Below are 16,400 nucleotides of genomic sequence, written 5' to 3'. Positions count from 1 at the left end.
TACAAGTTCACCCCCTAGAATGCAAAGCTTACCGGGTTCGGTAGACTTCAGTCATATTTATTGAAGGTGTGGGTTGGCTTTCCCAGAAACCATGAATGTGGTTCGTTGTGGCGACTAAGTAAGGGGGACTGAAAATCCAAACGTTTACTGCATCGCTGGCAATTATTCTCGCGATAGTCTGATAGGCCTCCACTTGGGAGGCGTAATCTCCAGAAGCCTCAGCAAGCTTTAGGAGTTCTCCTATAACGGGATTATTGTAACCATAGTAATAATCAGGATTTGCGTATATGTTTATGTCCCTCGGCTCACTATGACCGATGATAGTCATGTCGTAATCTCTACCCAGAAAAATACGTTGAACCCAGGTGCCCCACTCAACTACAGACAGAGCAATATCGATACCGACCTCTGCAAGTTGCTGTGCAATGACCTGACCACTTCGGCGTTCGATGTTGTAAGGTTCTGGCAATTCTAGTGAAAGAGATAATTCTCCCTCCTCGAACCCAGCTTCTGCGAGTAATTGGCGTGCTCTGTTCGGGTCGTAAGGATAAGTATCCGACAGATCGAGATAGTAGGATTCTGCGGGGCTCATGTGGGTACCGATCACCGTGCCTAGACCGAACATTGCTCCATTGACAATCGTGTTTTTGTCTATAGCATGAGTGATAGCTTGCCGAACGCGCTTATCCGCCAACGGCCCCCGGGTATTATTCATTGCTAATGTGATCTCAGTCGTGGCAGTTCCTTCTGTGCAACGTAAATCGGGTTCGTTTTTGATTTGAAGGCACTGTTCGGGACTCAGGGCTACACCGATCATGTCTATATCACCAGCACGAAGAGCTGCTAAGCGAGTATTAGGGTCTCCAATGATCCGAAAAGTCACTGTATCCAGATACGGAAATCCACTAATGTAGTAGTCTTCAAAACGTTCTAATCTAACTTCGCTACCCTCAACGTACCTTATGAATTTAAATGGCCCGGTGCCTATTGGGGCGCTTCTTTGAGTATCTACTTTGCTGGCGGGGGAGATCACTGAGTCTGGGCGCGCTAAATTGTATAGAAGACTCGAACTAGGTTGGGATAACTGGAAGCTCACTGTGAATGCAGAATCATCGCTTGTAACAGCCTCAATAGCTGAGTAGTAGTGATGGTTTGTGTGGCCGGAATTGGGGTCCCGAGCCCGATTGAATTTCGCAACTATGTCGGCCAAAGTGAAATCGGAGCCGTCGTGGAATTTGACGTCACGGCGGATTTCGAAGGTCCAAGTAAGACCAGAGTTGCTTATTGTCCAGTTCGTAGCCAATGCAGGTAAGATATCTCCGGCGCGGTTAAAGCGAACCAATCCCTCTAGGACATTGTGATACATGACTCGCGGAATTTCCTGCGAGGTTGAAATACTGGGGTCCCAACCTGGAGGATCAGCTGTGATTGCCACAGAAACCTCACCACCTTGGCTCGGTTGGTGCGCTACTTGGGAAAAGGCCATGCTGAAGACGACAGTTGCGGCTGTAATGAAAGACAACGGTTTTTTCATCAGGATTGCTCCTTTCCCCGAATCTTAGTGCTGCCCTAATCAACGACTAAGTTACACGATTAAACAGGCGACGTAAAGGCTATCTATTAACACTGCGGCTTATTACTCTGGCTGAATGTCTTCTGAAGTTAAGCCAGAAACCTCACCGAGGAGTTTAGGAGGCCAATTACCCCCGAGCTTAATCCACGCTTGAATAATATCCGAGGGAGGTTCTGCTACGAAAGTTATCGCTAAATTATCTTTTGGATGAGGCAATGACAATTTATGCGCGTGAAGGGCCTGTCGAATAATGACTGTAGATGATTTTCCGTATACATCATCTCCGAGTATAGGGGTACCAAGATGTTGAAGATGGACCCTTATTTGATGTGTTCGGCCGGAGTGAGGTTTAGCCCGTATCAAGGTAAAGTTCTGTGTCTTGGCGACGATACGAAAAGCTGTAGAAGCTGATTTGGGGTTAGAACCACCCACTGTCATGGTTTGACGGCGTATCGGATGCCGTCCGATTGGGGCATCGATATCTATGTCATTCTCGAAGGTCCCAACGGTGACGGCTATGTATTCCTTTTCTGTTAGTCGTTTCCTAAAGGAAGCTGAAAGGTGTTTGTGGGCGCTGTTAGTTTTTGCTACAACCATGACTCCCGACGTATGCCGATCAAGCCGATGAACGATACCAGGCCTATAGTCACTTTCAGTTGGGTCAAACAGTCGTTCTTTAGACAGGTCAAATCGGCCAAGAAGCGCGTTAACCACGGTGCCAGTTCTAACGGTAGCCGTCGGGTGAGCAATGATGCCTGCAGGCTTATTAACAGCTATTAAAGAATCATCCTGGTAAAGGATTTCTAGTGGAATCGATTCCGGTACTACCCGCATTGGCTTGGTCGGGGGCAAAATAACCGATACCGTCTCTTGGCCGCGTAATTTCGTAGCTGGTTTCCCGACTGGTTGCCCGTCGATGGTGACAAAACCGTCATCTACGAGGTCCTTAGCATGGGTTCGCGATAATTCAAGAGCTTGCGCCATTGCGACGTCAAGGCGTTCACCTTCCGGAGCTTTGAAAGTTCTAACATCCACTGTCTTAGTCTAGCCCGGCTAAAGGAACAGGGTTGCAATCTATACTGGTAACTTATGAAACCAATCGCGTTGGATGCCATGGGTGGTGAATTAATGCCTGAAACAGCTGTGATAGGAGCTGGAATCGCAGCTGCTGATGGCATACCAATCGTTCTTGTAGGTAACCAAGAAATTATACAGAAAGAGTTGGGGAGGAAAGGCCTAAGCTTGCCTATTGTCCATGCTAGTGATGTAATAAATATGGATGATCACGCAGTTGATGTTCGGAAGCGACGGGATTCAAGTGTTTCAGTTGCAATGCAACTAGTCGCTAACGGAGACGCAAGTGGATGCATTTCGATGGGTCATTCAGGAGCGACTATGACGGCCGCATTGTTGAGTCTTGGCAGGATTACCGGGGTGGCGAGGCCAGCTATTTTCACCACTATTCGTTTGGACAAAAGGATGGTTGGATTGCTAGATATTGGGGCTAATGCTGATTGTCGACCACAGTACCTTCAACAATTTGGCATCATGGGCGCCATATACGTACGTGAGGTTTTGGATGTCCGGAGTCCTAGAGTTGGACTTCTTTCCATTGGTGAGGAGCCTCACAAGGGGAACGAACTTACACGTAGCGCTCATGAAATATTGAGCAAGACCACTGGATTAAGGTTCGTCGGGAATGTAGAAGGACGAGATCTGTTTTCTGGCGCAGCTGATGTCATTGTGACCGATGGGTTCACAGGTAATATTGTACTTAAACTTGCTGAAGGGGAAGCTCGGGCCATATTTGGATGGCTTCGCCAAGCTGTTAGATCGACTGTTTGGGCTAGAATCGGTGGTTTGTTTGTGAGGCCAGCTCTGCGGAAAGTAGCTCAACGTTTAGATCCTTCAGAGTATGGCGCCCAACCGCTTTTGGGAGTCAAAGGATACGCGTTTATCGGCCATGGGAGATCAAACAGTCGAGCTGTCTATAATGCACTTAAGAATGCTCAAGATAGTATCGAGCGTAGGGTTGTTGAAAAAATTGTTGAAGGTATTAAAACTTTTGAAATGGCCTGAGGCCGGTTAGCTGGTTTGGGTTTAGCGAAAAATGCACTCGTGATGCTTTCGAGAGAAGTAAAGGTTTAACGCATGGCACCTAGTAACAAACCTTTGGTCCATGAAATAGGTCCTGGGATTGTGAGTTCGTGGATAGAATAATTTTTTATAATTGAGTTTAAACTTGAGTCGAAAGAAATCAGGTCGAAGATTTGCAGGCCGGTCTCCAGAATCAAATAAGCGAAACCTAACTCAGGCTCTATTATCCCGTTCAAAGCTGTACTGGCGAAAGTCTCTCCTGACGCAGTGCTCTCGTCATGATAAGCCAAAAGGTTACTACCTGTTAGAAACAAGATCTCAGGGACAAGGTTTCTGGGGCTTTCAATTAATAATGATGAGTTGGACGGTGTTACCACGGGTGAGTTTAGAGTAGGCGGCGACGTACTAAAATCTATAGTTTGAAATGAATCATCTTGAAGGACAACAAAGGTTTGGCCCGCCTGACCTAGATCGATTGGGTCGCTCAGTCCCAATCCGTCTGAAATTAAGGCGCGGTTCTTACCGTCTAGGTCTACACAATATAGCGACGTAGAAATTTCATCGAGAAGAAAGTAGGCCTTCCCTAGATCTTGGTCAATGTAGATCCCAGCCCCAAAAATGGGCTCGCTATCAATCGTATCGACAACCGTTTCTGTTTCAAGGTCGAGGAAATATATAGCCCGAAAGTCGTCTCCGCTACAAAAAGTTCTGTCACTGAAAACTATTGCGGATTGACCATCCCGAGATATTCCTGCTTCAGTTGGGCAAAAACCTGCCACGCCAACTAGCGCCGAAAGGTCTATGCGAGTGCGAGTTGCAGTGAAAGCACTTGGTGAAGAGGGATCTATCCCTGACAAATTAAAAAAGTCAAAGTAAGACTGGTATGGGTCATCGCTACTGCGGCTTAGAACCAATAATTCACTGCGATCACCGTTGCGCTCGACCACATCAAAACTTATCGCTGGTTCGGCGATTGTCCTGCGCGAGTTTTCGATGAAACGAATTCTGTTAGGTATGGCATTAGAGGTCAGAAATGTATCCTCAATCAGGGCCAATTGCGGGGTGGAGTTCTCTATCAGGCCAACAATCAATAAACGAGGCGGGTAATTACCGATGGACCCGGTGCAGCCGACTAGTAATAATAGAAATACTGTCAGCACCACATAAAATACACGGCTCGACATTTTGTAGAGACGCTTCGGTCCGGAGAAAAAATGTCGCCTATTTAGCATCGCTTATAGCCGCCCCTGTCGAGTTTGCAAGAATAATGGGGTGTCAAATTCCTGCATAAATACCTTTCCGTTACCCGGACCACCTATAGCTAACTTAATTTGTCCAGACTGGCTATCCCAATGAGCATAGAAACCCCAGCAACAACGATCTAGTGCTACGAAAAGTTTAGGCTGAAAATTCCAAGGATACTGTCCGTGAGTTGTTCCAGAAAAATCCCAAACGTCGTCAATCATGGTCCCAAAATAGAGCCCCTTGATGGGATTAACGGTAACCGCAAAATCTGAAATGGTCAACCGAGAACGAGTGTAAATCGCGTTCACCTGATCAAATTCCCCAAGGAAACCTAGTTTTCCCTGAAGCCCCACGAGGTTTAGCAGCTGTGAATGAAGATTTATATTGGCGCTCCGTAGAAATATGTGCCGCCGAGAGTGATCCTTTAACATTAGCTCAGCAAAGGCAGTTACCCCGAACTGGAATGGGCCAATATATTCGTTAGATACGCGCAAATTGGTTTGAATCTCAGAATTTTGTAGCCCTCGGGTACCGTTCATTCTGGAGTCGGTAGCGGTTTCTAGAATAGCGCTTTGAGTGCGGAAACTAACCTGCCAACTGGGGTGTCCGTTTCTAGGGGTATCGAGCAATTCTATTTCCCAAGTTTCAGTGTTTCCTTCCTCTCTTGCTAGCCCAAGCCAAGAAGGTTGAAGGAGATGAAATCCTGACGCGCTTAAAGAGGTTATATCGCGCCAACCGAGGTTATATGAACCTATAGGTAGTGTATTCCCTTGACGGCCAAATTGTTCGGACGCTCTTAGGCTGATCGGTCCGAGACTTACAGAGAATTCGTAGTCAAAACTGGAAAAGCTCCCGGTGTTCAAATCTCGAGCGTAGGTTAAACCCAATCCCGGGATTTGGTCCTTTTCGTTTACTGTTCCAACTTCTAAATGTAACTCTAAATCGTTCCAGAATTCCAAACTGTCGTTTGAATTGTCGATATGAGGAGGGGAGTAAGCGTAGCCTCCAGTCGCCCCAACAACGAACCAATCGCCAAATCCGAATTCGGCATTTAGTTGCGTTTCTGTGTCGCTAAACTGGGTGTTCTCGTTAGGGTGAAATTCCCCTTTCAGATCCTGGATATGGGTGACAACTAGATTCGTTTTTAAACCATTATTAAAAGTGTTAACCGCCCCCTGGACAAGCAAAGTCCCAGGATCGCCCTTGAGGTCTGTTTGATGGCTTAAACTACCTGTAATCCAGGAAGAGTTTTGTAAAAAGTTTAGTGTGGTGATCATGGGTTGGAAGCCTACCGTACGAGGAGACCGACTATTTTGGAAACCATAACCCCCATTGATTGTAACTGCGAGCCAGTTCAAAGGTACTAAATCGAGGTTGAAATACACGGAAGTTTCCGTTTTAGGATAATTTTGGTCAAATAAAAATGGAGTTTGGCCTTCGTTGATATCTCTATAGAAGGACACTGAAAAGAGGCCAATTTGCCCGAAGGCTTGAGAGCCTTTAACGTTGGTATCCCAATCGATTAGGCGCTCGCCTGAATCGTAATATCTTCCAGCGAATTTAGTTGTTCCAGCTAATTCCATTCCCTTCCAAGGCGATAATGCGTCTAGTGTTAGAGTATGCCCTTCAAGGATTCTAGCAGCTGTGACATGATCACTAGAGGCCACATCTCGGTTAGTTGGATGTGGGGAGTCTTCGAAGATTCCAATCGCAAGATGGAGGTCCTCTAGGCTTAAGCTTCCTAAACGTAAGGCAGCGATCTGGGAAGATGAGATGCCAAACTCCGCTATAGTTTTTCTAGGGATAGCCAAATCGTCATAATTAGGCCCTTCAATGGAGTCTTTAGGGCTAAGGTCCAAGAAACCCTGTGTTTTAAAGGTCGCTTCTAAAAGATCGTGTGATCCAGAAGCTCTCAGAAGGTATTGGACTATTCTGTTTCGAGTAGCATCATTGCGTTCTAAGAGAAAATCGGTAGGTCCAGTATTTTGCGGTTCGGGATCTAGCGAGTAAAAAAATCTCGTTTTGAAAAAATCCGCTGTCTTTCCCCCCACTATTTCCGGAACTATGAAGCTGGGAGTGTATTCCAACTCGGCTTCACCGTGACCTTTTTCTGTGAAGAAACGATGACGTAGGCTTCCCCCCAGATAAGACTGGGTAATTTCCCCTCCCAGGAGCATTCTTGCGAGGAAATTAGAATTAGTCGGATTAACATCCGCGAAATAATTGATTGAAAATTTACCGAAGGCATTGGAACTAGACACGTAAGGCCATTGAACAGTGACTCGAGCTTTTTCAGTAGAACTACCAGCTATTAGATCAAACTGTGGACTAAATTCAGCACCGGCCAGAGGGAGGACCATTAAGGGTAAATCAAAGAACGGTTCCCCACGAATTAAAACTGTGACCTCGTAAGCAACGAGCCGGTCACCTGGAAATAATTCGAGACGGTCAGCTTTGAAGCCGTAGTCTTCGACTATTTGAGAGCAACGACTACAAGGGCTAAAGCGGCCCGCTATAATGCTAATTTGTCCAGGAACTTTGCTTGCGCTGTCACCATAGACATCAATTGCTGAGGTTACAATCACTACGTCAGCAATTGAAAAAAGCTCGTCATCAATAACTAATTCAAGATCATTACCTTGCACTGTTTCTGTACCTGAGTAGTAGGTTCCATCACCAATGATTCGCAGGATTTGATTTGTCAGATCAAATTCGACTGTCTCTCCGATAATCTTCTGATTACCAAAACTAATGACAGCCGGATTACCGTGAATGACATACAAAGTTACTTCGGAGCCGTCAGGTAGATCGACGTTACGGAGCTCTAAGCGATCTGCACTACTCAGTTCGATTCGCAATCCAAAAGCCCAGCTTACTAGAGTTACTAAAAAAATGAACGTTGTTCTGTGAAGAAAGTGCACTTAAGATTCTAACTCCACACTAAAGCCTTGATTTGCCCACACCTTTAGTTGCGTCTGAACGTAAAAGGTAGGTTGAGAATAGATTAGGGGGTACATTAACGCCGCCAACTCACAAGGAAAAATCCTAACCCCAAGATAGCGTATATAAATAAGGGTGCCCAACCTGCTAGCCAGGACGAGGCCAACCCTTGCTCTCCTAGTATCCTTGCGGCACTTGATGTTGCGTAATAACCGAACGTAAGCACGAGAATTGGAGTTATTCCTAAGGGTATTGTCCATTTGAACGAGGACAAGACTACTGCCAGAGACAACAGAGCAAAGACCAATGCAGCTAGTGGTTCGGAAAATTTTCTGTGTAGCGCTGTTAACTCTGCCGAATTACCGTGATTAGTACCTACGGCAAGGCGTTTCAGAAGTTCTTTCAGTGGTAAATGTATGAGGTTGGCAGTTTGATTATCTGTTGTTAAAAGACCTTGGACAGGTAGGTCACCGTGGTCAGCAGTTACTCTAAGGACGAGATGATTTTTACGGTAAAGACGCAATATTATTCCAGACAAACTCCAGTCGCTGGTCGTCGAGTTGAGAGTACCTTCTTTAGCCTGGATCACTTCGGTTGGACCCTGCAAACCCCCAGGTTTAATCACCGTTATTTTGGTTAACTGTTTATCCGGGAGGATCGATTCAACATGAATACGCCTACCAAGTGAATCGGCGAAGAAGTTTCCCTCAACAAGGGGAACTTTAGCTCCCCTTAGCAACATCTCTTTTCGAAGGTTGGACGCTTTATGTTCGCTCCAAGGGACAACGAATTCGTTGTTGGCAAAGCTTAAAATACTGACAGTTAAGCCAACAAAAATGATGGGCCTTGCTATAACCCCGGGGCCGACCCCTAACAACAGAGTAGCCTTAATCTCACCGTCCTGAGTCAGGCGGGTTAGGCCGATTAGGGACGCGAAGAGAAGGGCCAGCGAAATGCCGAAAGAAGCTGTAGATGGCAACTTATATATTAAGAATTTGGCAACCATACCAGTTGTAATCCCTTGGCCAAGTATGTTCGGTAGGTGGCCGATTATAAAACTAATCAGGAATAAGATTATTACTAACATCAGGCAAGCTAGGTATAGAGGCAGTATTTCTCTTATGAGGTATAAACTAAGGCGCATTAGGTGCGCAACCTCGAAAGAGCCAACGGTATTCCTAACAAAGCGACGATGCCAGGAGTGAGCCATGCCAATACGATTGAGCTCCCAAGCCCTCGACTGTGAAGGTCGCCAGACAAAGTCCATATTGCCCAGAAGCCAAGTAAAAGGATAATGGCCCACGCTAGGCTAGCTAAGCGTCGTCTAAGGTGCAAGCCAAGTGCGCTGGAAACTGCGACAAAAACAACAGCACTACTCGCATCAGCTAATCTTCGGTGTAGCTGGAATCTGATGTCTCTAGTGACACCTCCCGCATTATTGATATCCCGTAATTGCCGATTAAGTTGCCCTAATGTGAGTGTTTCGCTCTTGGCAAGTGTGGTACTTGGATCCGAATTTAGGCTAAAAGGAATAACCATGGAATCAGTTATGGCCATCTTCCTCCCAGATAAGTAAACTAGCGGTTCCTTTAGTTCCCATGTCTGATCTATACTTCGCCAGATCCCCTGTTTCGCACTAATTGCCCGTCCGTCATTGAGTAAGACTAATATCCCGTCAAGATTTGCACTTTGGGGTTCGTACTGGCTTCTCCGTACTCGGGAAGCATAGAAAATACCATCGTCTTTTAACGCATAAGCAACGTTAAAACGAGTCTCCTGGGGCGGCTGGCTATAGAAAAAACTATCAACTAAGGCGCGATAAGATCGTTCGGCATTGGGTTCTAACCAACCGTTGTTCAGCAGTGCAAGGGCACTAACAAATAGCCCAAATAGAAAGAGGCCGAGAAGAAAGTAGGTTGGACTGATCCCAAGTAGATAAGCAGCTTTAAGCTCTGAGTCCTTAGCCAACCGGCCGGTTGCTATCAGAACGGACAAGACTACGGCTACCGGTAGCGCGAGATGGAGAAACCAAGGGACCTTAAACTTTAGGAGCAATGCTACCGAATGCAAGTTGACGTCCTGCTGTACCAAGAACCGAGAGAAAATCACGAGGAAGTCGACCGAAAGGAGCAGGCAAACAGTGGCTACCCCGAGACAAAAAAGTCCGAAGACTTCGCGCAAGAGATAGAAGTTCATGCGACGAAGCACATTACTATTATACTGAATAGGCAAACGATACCTCCTGTTTTGTTGATCCCGAACAATTAGGCAAACCGTGTTTCGCGAGCCTTGCGGGGTACAAAATAAACCTAAGGTAAATACAGTAAAGGACTAATCTGTGATTCCTAAGGCATTGAATTGCGCTAAGCAGGTTATGGTATGGCTCTGTGGGGCTGTACAAACAAGACTGGGAAAACGATAGCAGTACCCGTTCTTTCTATCCATGGCGGAAGAAAAAGTTCCCCGTCGATTGGGTAGACGCATTTGGATTTTCAGGGCCCCTCCATGTGGAAGTAGGATTTGGCGATGGTCGATACTTGACTGACCAAGCAAAAGCGGCAGCAAACGCACGTTTCGTGGGCCTGGAAATATCTGGAACTAGTTTATATAGGGCAGCCCGGCGAGTTAGACGGGAAGGTATAACTAACATTCGTCTTCTTAAAGTCGGTGCGCAATTTGGGTTGTGGCACTTGTTTGGCCATGGAGAAATATCTTCCATAACGATTAACTTTCCTGATCCTTGGCCTAAAGAACGGCACCGTACGAATCGACTTTTGAGACACTCATTTCTAGAGGCTGCTTCTTCTCGGTTAAAGCCACTTGCAAAAATTAAACTTGCTACCGATCATTTCGAGTACGTTGTTGCTGCTGAAGAAGAAGTCCGGGCTACGGAATTATTTGACGTTATTCTAACGGAACCCCCGAAAGAGGTGTTCGGAACTAAATACGCCCAGAAATGGACGTCTCTCGGAAAGCCGATTTATTATAGGGAGTTTGAAAACCGTGGAATTGCCAAGCAAATTTCTCGCCCCTCCCTGGAAAGGGTCAAGGTCATGCCTCACGCCATCCTTAAAGGAACGCTTAGTAACGAAACAGCTTCATTCGAAAAAAGTATTCAGCAATACGCTGACGGTCACGTAATAATCCACGAAGTTGCAAAAACGATCGGTGTATCCCAGTTTCGTTGGATGTTTCGTGTGACAGTGAATGATCCTGAGCTAGTACAACAGCTTCTTATAGTAGCCCATCCGCGGCCTGACTCGAACCTTATTGTAAGGTTAGAGACTTTTGGCGATCCAGTTATCACGCCTACCGTTCGTGGCGCTGTGCATGCGGTAACGGAATGGTTGCTAGATGCCGTTCCGAGTCTCGTATTACTAGAAAGAAACTACTAATAAAAAGGCGAAAAAGCATTACTATTAATCACCTATCCGTGTACAGGGTGAATATCGTCAAATTTACCCTGTACACGGAACATTGTGCACAATAGTAGAATTCAGTTTTTCCAGGTAACATCCAAGTTCCGATGACTACTTAGTACAAAACGTTAACCGTTAATCAGATTGACATAAACGACAATAGAGCTGTTTTGGTTACCTATAGCCGAAGAAACCAGGCTAATTTGTGAACCCAGGTCATCCAAGGCTTCGCTAAATGTTTCCCAAATCAAGGTCTATTTTAGAGGTTAAATTTTACTATAATCGGGAGGAGGCTTCGTATCAACATGGTAGATGTGGACCTTTTTATAAAGCATCGTCAAACCAGAGTCGATTGGAGGTGCAAGAATTTTAAAAAATCTTGAATTTATAACCGTAACTTCACTTGGCACTGAGCATGCATTTACGACACGTAATGGTGGGATTAGCCAGGCTCCTTATAGCACCCTCAACCTTAGCAAGAGTACTGGGGATGGAGCCGGGTCTGTGAAAAGGAACCAAGATAGAGTGCTAAGGCAGTTTGGTTCTGACATAGATAATGTTTGCGGGCTTTCCCAAATACACAGCGCTCGTATTGTAGAGGCCAAACCTAATTGGTTTGTAGAGAGGGCTGATGGCATGGTAACCGACCAGCCAGATAATACGCTGGTCATTTCCATGGCTGATTGTTACCCGTTGTTGGTGCATGATCCAGTTAAAAAAGTGATTGGAGCTGCACACGCCGGATGGCGTGGGACCCTAGCTGGCATTGCTCTATCTGTTGTCGAAACCATGACGAAAAGATATGGTTCTTATCCTTCAGATCTTAGAGTAGCCATAGGCCCAGGAATATCAGGTAACTGTTATCAGGTTGGTCCGGAGGTGGCGGACAGGTTTAGGTTAGCTCCCTTTGGGGATAAGGTCCTTCAAGAAGATGGCGCTAGGGGCATATATCTGGATTTGGTGACGGCAAATATTTTGCAATTGGTTAAAGCTGGAGTGGTGGAATCTAAAATCCAAAACACTGGTATGTGTACGCACTGTGATAAAGAAACATTTTTTTCCCACCGTAGAGACGGAAACCCTACTGGGAGGCATTGGGCGCTAGTACGACTTCCACGGTAATTTCAAGGTAGCATGGATCCCATGGAGGAACTTATGAGCATCCTTAGGCGGCTGCGGCAGCCGGATGGATGTCCATGGGACCAAAGGCAGACCCATGATAGCCTGCGTTCCTACCTAATAGAAGAAGCCGCTGAGGCAGTGGATGCAATTTACGATGGTGATACAGAAGCCATAGTTGAGGAGCTTGGAGATGTATTGCTCCAAATAGCATTCCATGCCGTTATCGGTGAAGAAGAGGGCACGTTCGGGTATTCAGAAATCGAAAAGGCAATAGTTGAAAAGCTAATCCGTCGCCACCCGCATGTATTCGGAAGCGCAAACGTAAATGGGGTTAATCAAGTTGTTGCTAATTGGGAGGCCATAAAAAGGGAAGAACGGGGGACGGCTCCAGTAAGAAATGAGGTCCCCAATAGCTTGCCAGCTTTAAAACGAGCTGCCGAGATCTGCAAACTCCAAAAATGGGACGAACGCAGGGAAAGCGAGGATCTCCTTAACGATTATCAAGATGATCCGAAATATGTGGCTGACTATCTTTGGGCCATTGTTTGTCTTGCTGTTCGACATGGGATAGATCCGGAATTGGAGTTGCGCGACATCATTAATCGGAAGCTTACAGGGTCGTGACATCGTTTAGAATATGAACAAAACTAAACTAGTAAATAGTTTGCGTGAAAACATAAAGAACGAACCCCCTAAAACCTTTCATGTCGACGGTTTCCAGCGCGCTGCTGTCCTTGTCCCAATTCTCTTGGGACCAGTCGGTTTGGAAGTGTTATTCACTGTTAGATCTCTAAACTTGACAAATCACCCAGGCCAAATCGCTTTCCCAGGAGGAAAGGTGGAACAGGGCGAAGGAGTTGTTAACGCCGCAAGGCGAGAAACGTTTGAGGAGATCGGTCTAAACATCGAGTGTGGGTCAATCGTGGGGCGCCTTGATGACATAAGTTCGCCTGCGGGTTATGTAGCGACCCCAGTTGTAGCTATTCAAAAAAAAGAGGATGTGTTGAAACTTAATCCCGGAGAAGTATCTGAGGCGTTCAGAATTGAGTTAAAGGAACTACTTGATGCAGAACCCACGGTAGAAATTGGTCAAAGATTTGGTAGGGATCGTGAAGTATTCACGTATTCTGTTGGAAAGAGAAAAATATGGGGATTTACCGCTAGTATCTTACATAATCTCCTGAGGATCCTACGAACTTCACATTGCTTGTGATAGCCTTTCTTTAAGGAGTCACAGGTGGTATGAAAAGTCATAAATTACGATTGGTCGTTGCAGACAAAGAAATATCATTTCCATCACGGGGAATGATTGAGGCTTTGCAATCAGTGGGAATAGCTACTGAGCGGGCTATCACGATTAGTCAAAGTATCGAAAAACACTTTAACGGGATTGCACCTAAACGCCTTGAACACGTAGAACTGATGGCTTATGCAATAGAAAAAGTCAAAAAAACAGAAGGCCAGGACTTTGCAGAACGACTTGGTAAGCAAATCCCACCTTTCGTGCCAATCGTGATAATGGACCAAAACCAACAAGAGGAGTTTTCACAACGCATTCTAAGTGCAGAGCTGAACTCTATAGGGATGGGCATTAAGGAGTCTAACTCAACAGCCGCCTACATAGAACAATTTTTTCGTTCAGGTGGCCGTGAGGAGATACCAAGGTCGGAATACCTATCACAGGTCGGGGAAATTTTAGAGATGCGACATGGGATTGAGGCGAGAAAGCAATATGAGGGTCGTGTAACAAGCCTGGCGGAACTTCGCATCATTGAATCTGAAGGGGATTCTTTTCCATTTTCCCGGGGAATTCTAGCTCGCTCTCTTATGGCTACCGGGTTAGCTCCTGATATTTCTCACCATCTAGCAAGAGTCCTCGAAGCAAAATTGGGGCACAGGGAAGATCGGTTCATTTCCCGAGCGGAACTTCGATCAGAAACTGAAGGCATCCTCCTCGAGGAATATGGGTCAGAGTTTAGCCGTAGGTATAGCTTAATTAGCCAACTTCAGCGTCATATCCGGCCCATTATTGTATTAATCGGGGGCGCTCCTGGCGTTGGTAAAAGTACATTTGCCGCTGAACTAGGTTATAGGCTAGGGATTCCGCGAATTGTTGGTTCTGATCCCGTAAGAGAGGCCCTAAGATCCCTTATAGGGAAACATCTTAGCCCGATCTTACACAGCTCCAGCTACGATGTTTGGCGAGCTGAGTTGCTCCCGACTGAGCCAGAGGATTTACGACCACAACGCACTAGGGTTGTTAGAGGATTCTTGCAACAAGTTCGGCAGCTAGGAGCAGCTCTCAACGGTATTGTAGAGCGTAATGTTTATGAAGGGACTTCTGTCATCATGGAAGGGGCCCACATTGTTCCTGGGATTGCGCCAATAATTAAAACGGAAGCAACGGTGATACAACTTGTTTTGACTGTTCGTGGAAAAGAAACCCATCGCCGACATTTCAGCCTCCGGAACAATATGCAGAATGGCGCTAGGGGTACCAAGCGGTATCTGGACCATTTTGAAGAAATACGGTATTTACAACAATTCATTGTAGACCAAGCCCGGGAGGCTAGTGTCCCAGTGTTAGAGGTGTCTGATTTTGATGAAGCCATATCAACAGCTCTTGATCACGTAATAGACGTTCTTTTATCAGATGATGAACAGGTGGGGTTATTCTCAGGCGAGGTTGATTCGAAAGCGAAACCTAATTAGGTTATCAGTTGGAAAAGTGACTGATCACGAGAATGAATAACATCAATTAGGGGTTTAATAGTATCAAGACTCCCTCTCGGCCAGCCACCGTTCAGCTGCCATTGCGGCTCTTGTGCCCGCCCCGACACTCGTCGATAATTGACGATATACTTCGTCGGCTATATCGCCTGCGGCAAATATTCCCTCAACATCGGTATAGATTTCATTAGAAACTTCTACGTAACCGGTTTGGTTAAGAGCTACTACTCCCTCTAGATAAGATGTACTGGGAATATGACCAATAAAAACGAATACTCCGTCTGCGTCAATTGTTGCGGTACCTCCGGTTTGGACATTTCGGGTGTTAACACCTACGACTTGTCCGTCTTGGCCGAGAATCTCTTCGACAATAGTATTCCAAACCCATTTCATTTTCGGATTGTTCAGAGCACGTTCTTGCGCCACCTTATTGGCCCGGAGTTCGTCCCGCCGATGTATTACAGTAACAGTGTCCGCAAATTTGGTTAAAAACATTCCTTCTTCAACAGCAGCATCTCCACCACCGATTACGACTACGCTCTTGCCGCGGTAGAAGAATCCGTCGCAAGTAGCGCATGTAGAAACACCCCGTCCAAAGTACGTTTCTTCCCCTGGGATATCCAAAGCACGAGGGTTGGCGCCTGTTGCTAAAATTACAGTTTTGGCATGGTACTCAGCGTCGTAGCCTCTAACTAGGAAGCCTCCATCGGTCTTAACTGAAAGAGCTGATACCTCGTCCATAACAATATTTGCGCCAAATTTTTCAGCCTGTCGAACCATTTTTTGAGATAGTTCGGGACCGGTGATCATCTCGTCAAAACCAGGGTAATTTTCAACTTCATCCGTAAGGGAAATTTGGCCACCCGGGAGGCCTTTCTCCAAAATAATCGTATCTAATTGGCCACGGCCGGTATACATACCCGCTGTTAAACCTGCGGGTCCACCACCGATGATTACGACATCTGTATTGAAAACTTCCTGACTCAATTTACATTCCTCCTACGTTTTGTAGCCCTATCGTATCATCGAGCCCTGAAAACCCTTGAAGGGTAAACGGGTAAACGCAGGACACTAGACCCGTACAGTACCGTCAGGGCCTTTTTGGCTGGAAGCCTTTGCTGTGCCACACCTTACCGAAAAAATACAGTCGGATCTCCAAACCCAGGCCTTTTGTCGGTCGAAGGGTACTCGGTCACAGCAAAGGCTTTCATAGCATAAAAACGAATAACGGTTGCACGAGGTAAATAGGTATGGCATCCACCTTGTAAACTGTA

At 46.1% G+C, this 16,400-nt stretch carries 13 protein-coding genes; 6 read left to right on the top strand and 7 right to left on the bottom strand.

The window, feature by feature from the left end:
• Positions 1-28: 28 nt before the first annotated feature.
• Both CMO31_00440 and CMO31_00435 read right to left on the bottom strand, forming a co-directional pair.
• Positions 29-1,534, bottom strand: coding sequence for an ABC transporter substrate-binding protein (locus tag CMO31_00440; GenBank protein MAZ52472.1), 1,506 nt, complete (start codon positions 1,532-1,534; stop codon positions 29-31).
• A gap of 102 nt (positions 1,535-1,636) precedes the next feature.
• Positions 1,637-2,608 carry an RNA pseudouridine synthase gene (locus CMO31_00435; protein MAZ52471.1) on the bottom strand — a complete coding sequence of 324 codons (972 nt, stop codon included), beginning with the start codon at positions 2,606-2,608 and terminating at the stop codon, positions 1,637-1,639.
• Positions 2,609-2,662: 54 nt separating this feature from the next.
• On the opposite strand from CMO31_00435, the gene CMO31_00430 reads away from it, so the two are divergent.
• Positions 2,663-3,652, top strand: coding sequence for a phosphate--acyl-ACP acyltransferase (locus CMO31_00430; protein MAZ52470.1), 990 nt, complete (start codon positions 2,663-2,665; stop codon positions 3,650-3,652).
• A 65-nt stretch (positions 3,653-3,717) separates the two neighbouring features.
• On the opposite strand, the gene CMO31_00425 is transcribed toward CMO31_00430, so the two are convergent.
• The 4 genes from CMO31_00425 to CMO31_00410 all read right to left on the bottom strand — a co-directional run bounded on the left by CMO31_00425 (position 3,718) and on the right by CMO31_00410 (position 10,063).
• Entirely contained in the window at positions 3,718-4,854 is a 1,137-nt protein-coding gene (locus tag CMO31_00425; GenBank protein MAZ52469.1) for a hypothetical protein, read from the bottom strand.
• A gap of 51 nt (positions 4,855-4,905) precedes the next feature.
• Positions 4,906-7,836, bottom strand: a complete 2,931-nt coding sequence (locus CMO31_00420) for a hypothetical protein (protein ID MAZ52468.1) — start codon at positions 7,834-7,836, stop codon at positions 4,906-4,908.
• 95 nt (positions 7,837-7,931) lie between these two features.
• Complete coding sequence (locus CMO31_00415) at positions 7,932-9,158, bottom strand: hypothetical protein (protein ID MAZ52467.1); 1,227 nt, start codon at positions 9,156-9,158, stop codon at positions 7,932-7,934.
• Positions 8,999-10,063 (bottom strand): hypothetical protein, encoded by a 1,065-nt coding sequence (locus CMO31_00410; protein ID MAZ52466.1) that lies wholly within the window; start codon positions 10,061-10,063, stop codon positions 8,999-9,001. Before CMO31_00410 ends, CMO31_00415 begins: the two co-directional genes overlap by 160 nt.
• Before the next feature lie 149 nt (positions 10,064-10,212).
• Here CMO31_00410 and CMO31_00405 point away from each other — a divergent pair, with 149 nt between their 5' ends.
• The 5 genes from CMO31_00405 to CMO31_00385 all read left to right on the top strand — a co-directional run bounded on the left by CMO31_00405 (position 10,213) and on the right by CMO31_00385 (position 15,108).
• Positions 10,213-11,250 (top strand): tRNA (guanine-N7)-methyltransferase, encoded by a 1,038-nt coding sequence (locus CMO31_00405; protein MAZ52465.1) that lies wholly within the window; start codon positions 10,213-10,215, stop codon positions 11,248-11,250.
• A gap of 357 nt (positions 11,251-11,607) precedes the next feature.
• The gene (locus CMO31_00400) at positions 11,608-12,396 is read left to right on the top strand and encodes a hypothetical protein (GenBank protein ID MAZ52464.1); all 789 of its coding nucleotides are present in this window, start codon (positions 11,608-11,610) and stop codon (positions 12,394-12,396) included.
• 21 nt (positions 12,397-12,417) lie between these two features.
• Positions 12,418-13,020 (top strand): nucleoside triphosphate hydrolase, encoded by a 603-nt coding sequence (locus CMO31_00395; GenBank protein ID MAZ52463.1) that lies wholly within the window; start codon positions 12,418-12,420, stop codon positions 13,018-13,020.
• A gap of 13 nt (positions 13,021-13,033) precedes the next feature.
• Positions 13,034-13,609, top strand: a complete 576-nt coding sequence (locus tag CMO31_00390; GenBank protein MAZ52462.1) for a coenzyme A pyrophosphatase — start codon at positions 13,034-13,036, stop codon at positions 13,607-13,609.
• Between the two features lie 29 nt (positions 13,610-13,638).
• Positions 13,639-15,108, top strand: a complete 1,470-nt coding sequence (locus CMO31_00385; protein MAZ52461.1) for a hypothetical protein — start codon at positions 13,639-13,641, stop codon at positions 15,106-15,108.
• Between the two features lie 63 nt (positions 15,109-15,171).
• Here the strand turns inward: CMO31_00385 and trxB are convergent, their stop codons facing one another.
• Complete coding sequence (gene trxB / locus CMO31_00380; protein MAZ52460.1) at positions 15,172-16,113, bottom strand: thioredoxin-disulfide reductase; 942 nt, start codon at positions 16,111-16,113, stop codon at positions 15,172-15,174.
• Between the last annotated feature and the right edge of the window lie 287 nt (positions 16,114-16,400).

The organism is Trueperaceae bacterium (assembly GCA_002707365.1).
Lineage (GTDB): Bacteria > Deinococcota > Deinococci > Deinococcales > Trueperaceae > UBA6957.
Note: the sequence above shows the minus strand (reverse complement) of the source record. Positions and strands in the feature narration are given on the sequence as shown.

Coding starts and splice junctions, on each gene's coding strand:
- CMO31_00440 (MAZ52472.1), bottom strand. CDS start 1,534: ATGAAAAAACCGTTGTCTTTCATTACAGCCGCAACTGTCGTCTTCAGC.
- CMO31_00425 (MAZ52469.1), bottom strand. CDS start 4,854: ATGTCGAGCCGTGTATTTTATGTGGTGCTGACAGTATTTCTATTATTA.
- CMO31_00385 (MAZ52461.1), top strand. CDS start 13,639: ATGAAAAGTCATAAATTACGATTGGTCGTTGCAGACAAAGAAATATCA.
- CMO31_00395 (MAZ52463.1), top strand. CDS start 12,418: ATGGAGGAACTTATGAGCATCCTTAGGCGGCTGCGGCAGCCGGATGGA.
- CMO31_00430 (MAZ52470.1), top strand. CDS start 2,663: ATGAAACCAATCGCGTTGGATGCCATGGGTGGTGAATTAATGCCTGAA.
- CMO31_00390 (MAZ52462.1), top strand. CDS start 13,034: ATGAACAAAACTAAACTAGTAAATAGTTTGCGTGAAAACATAAAGAAC.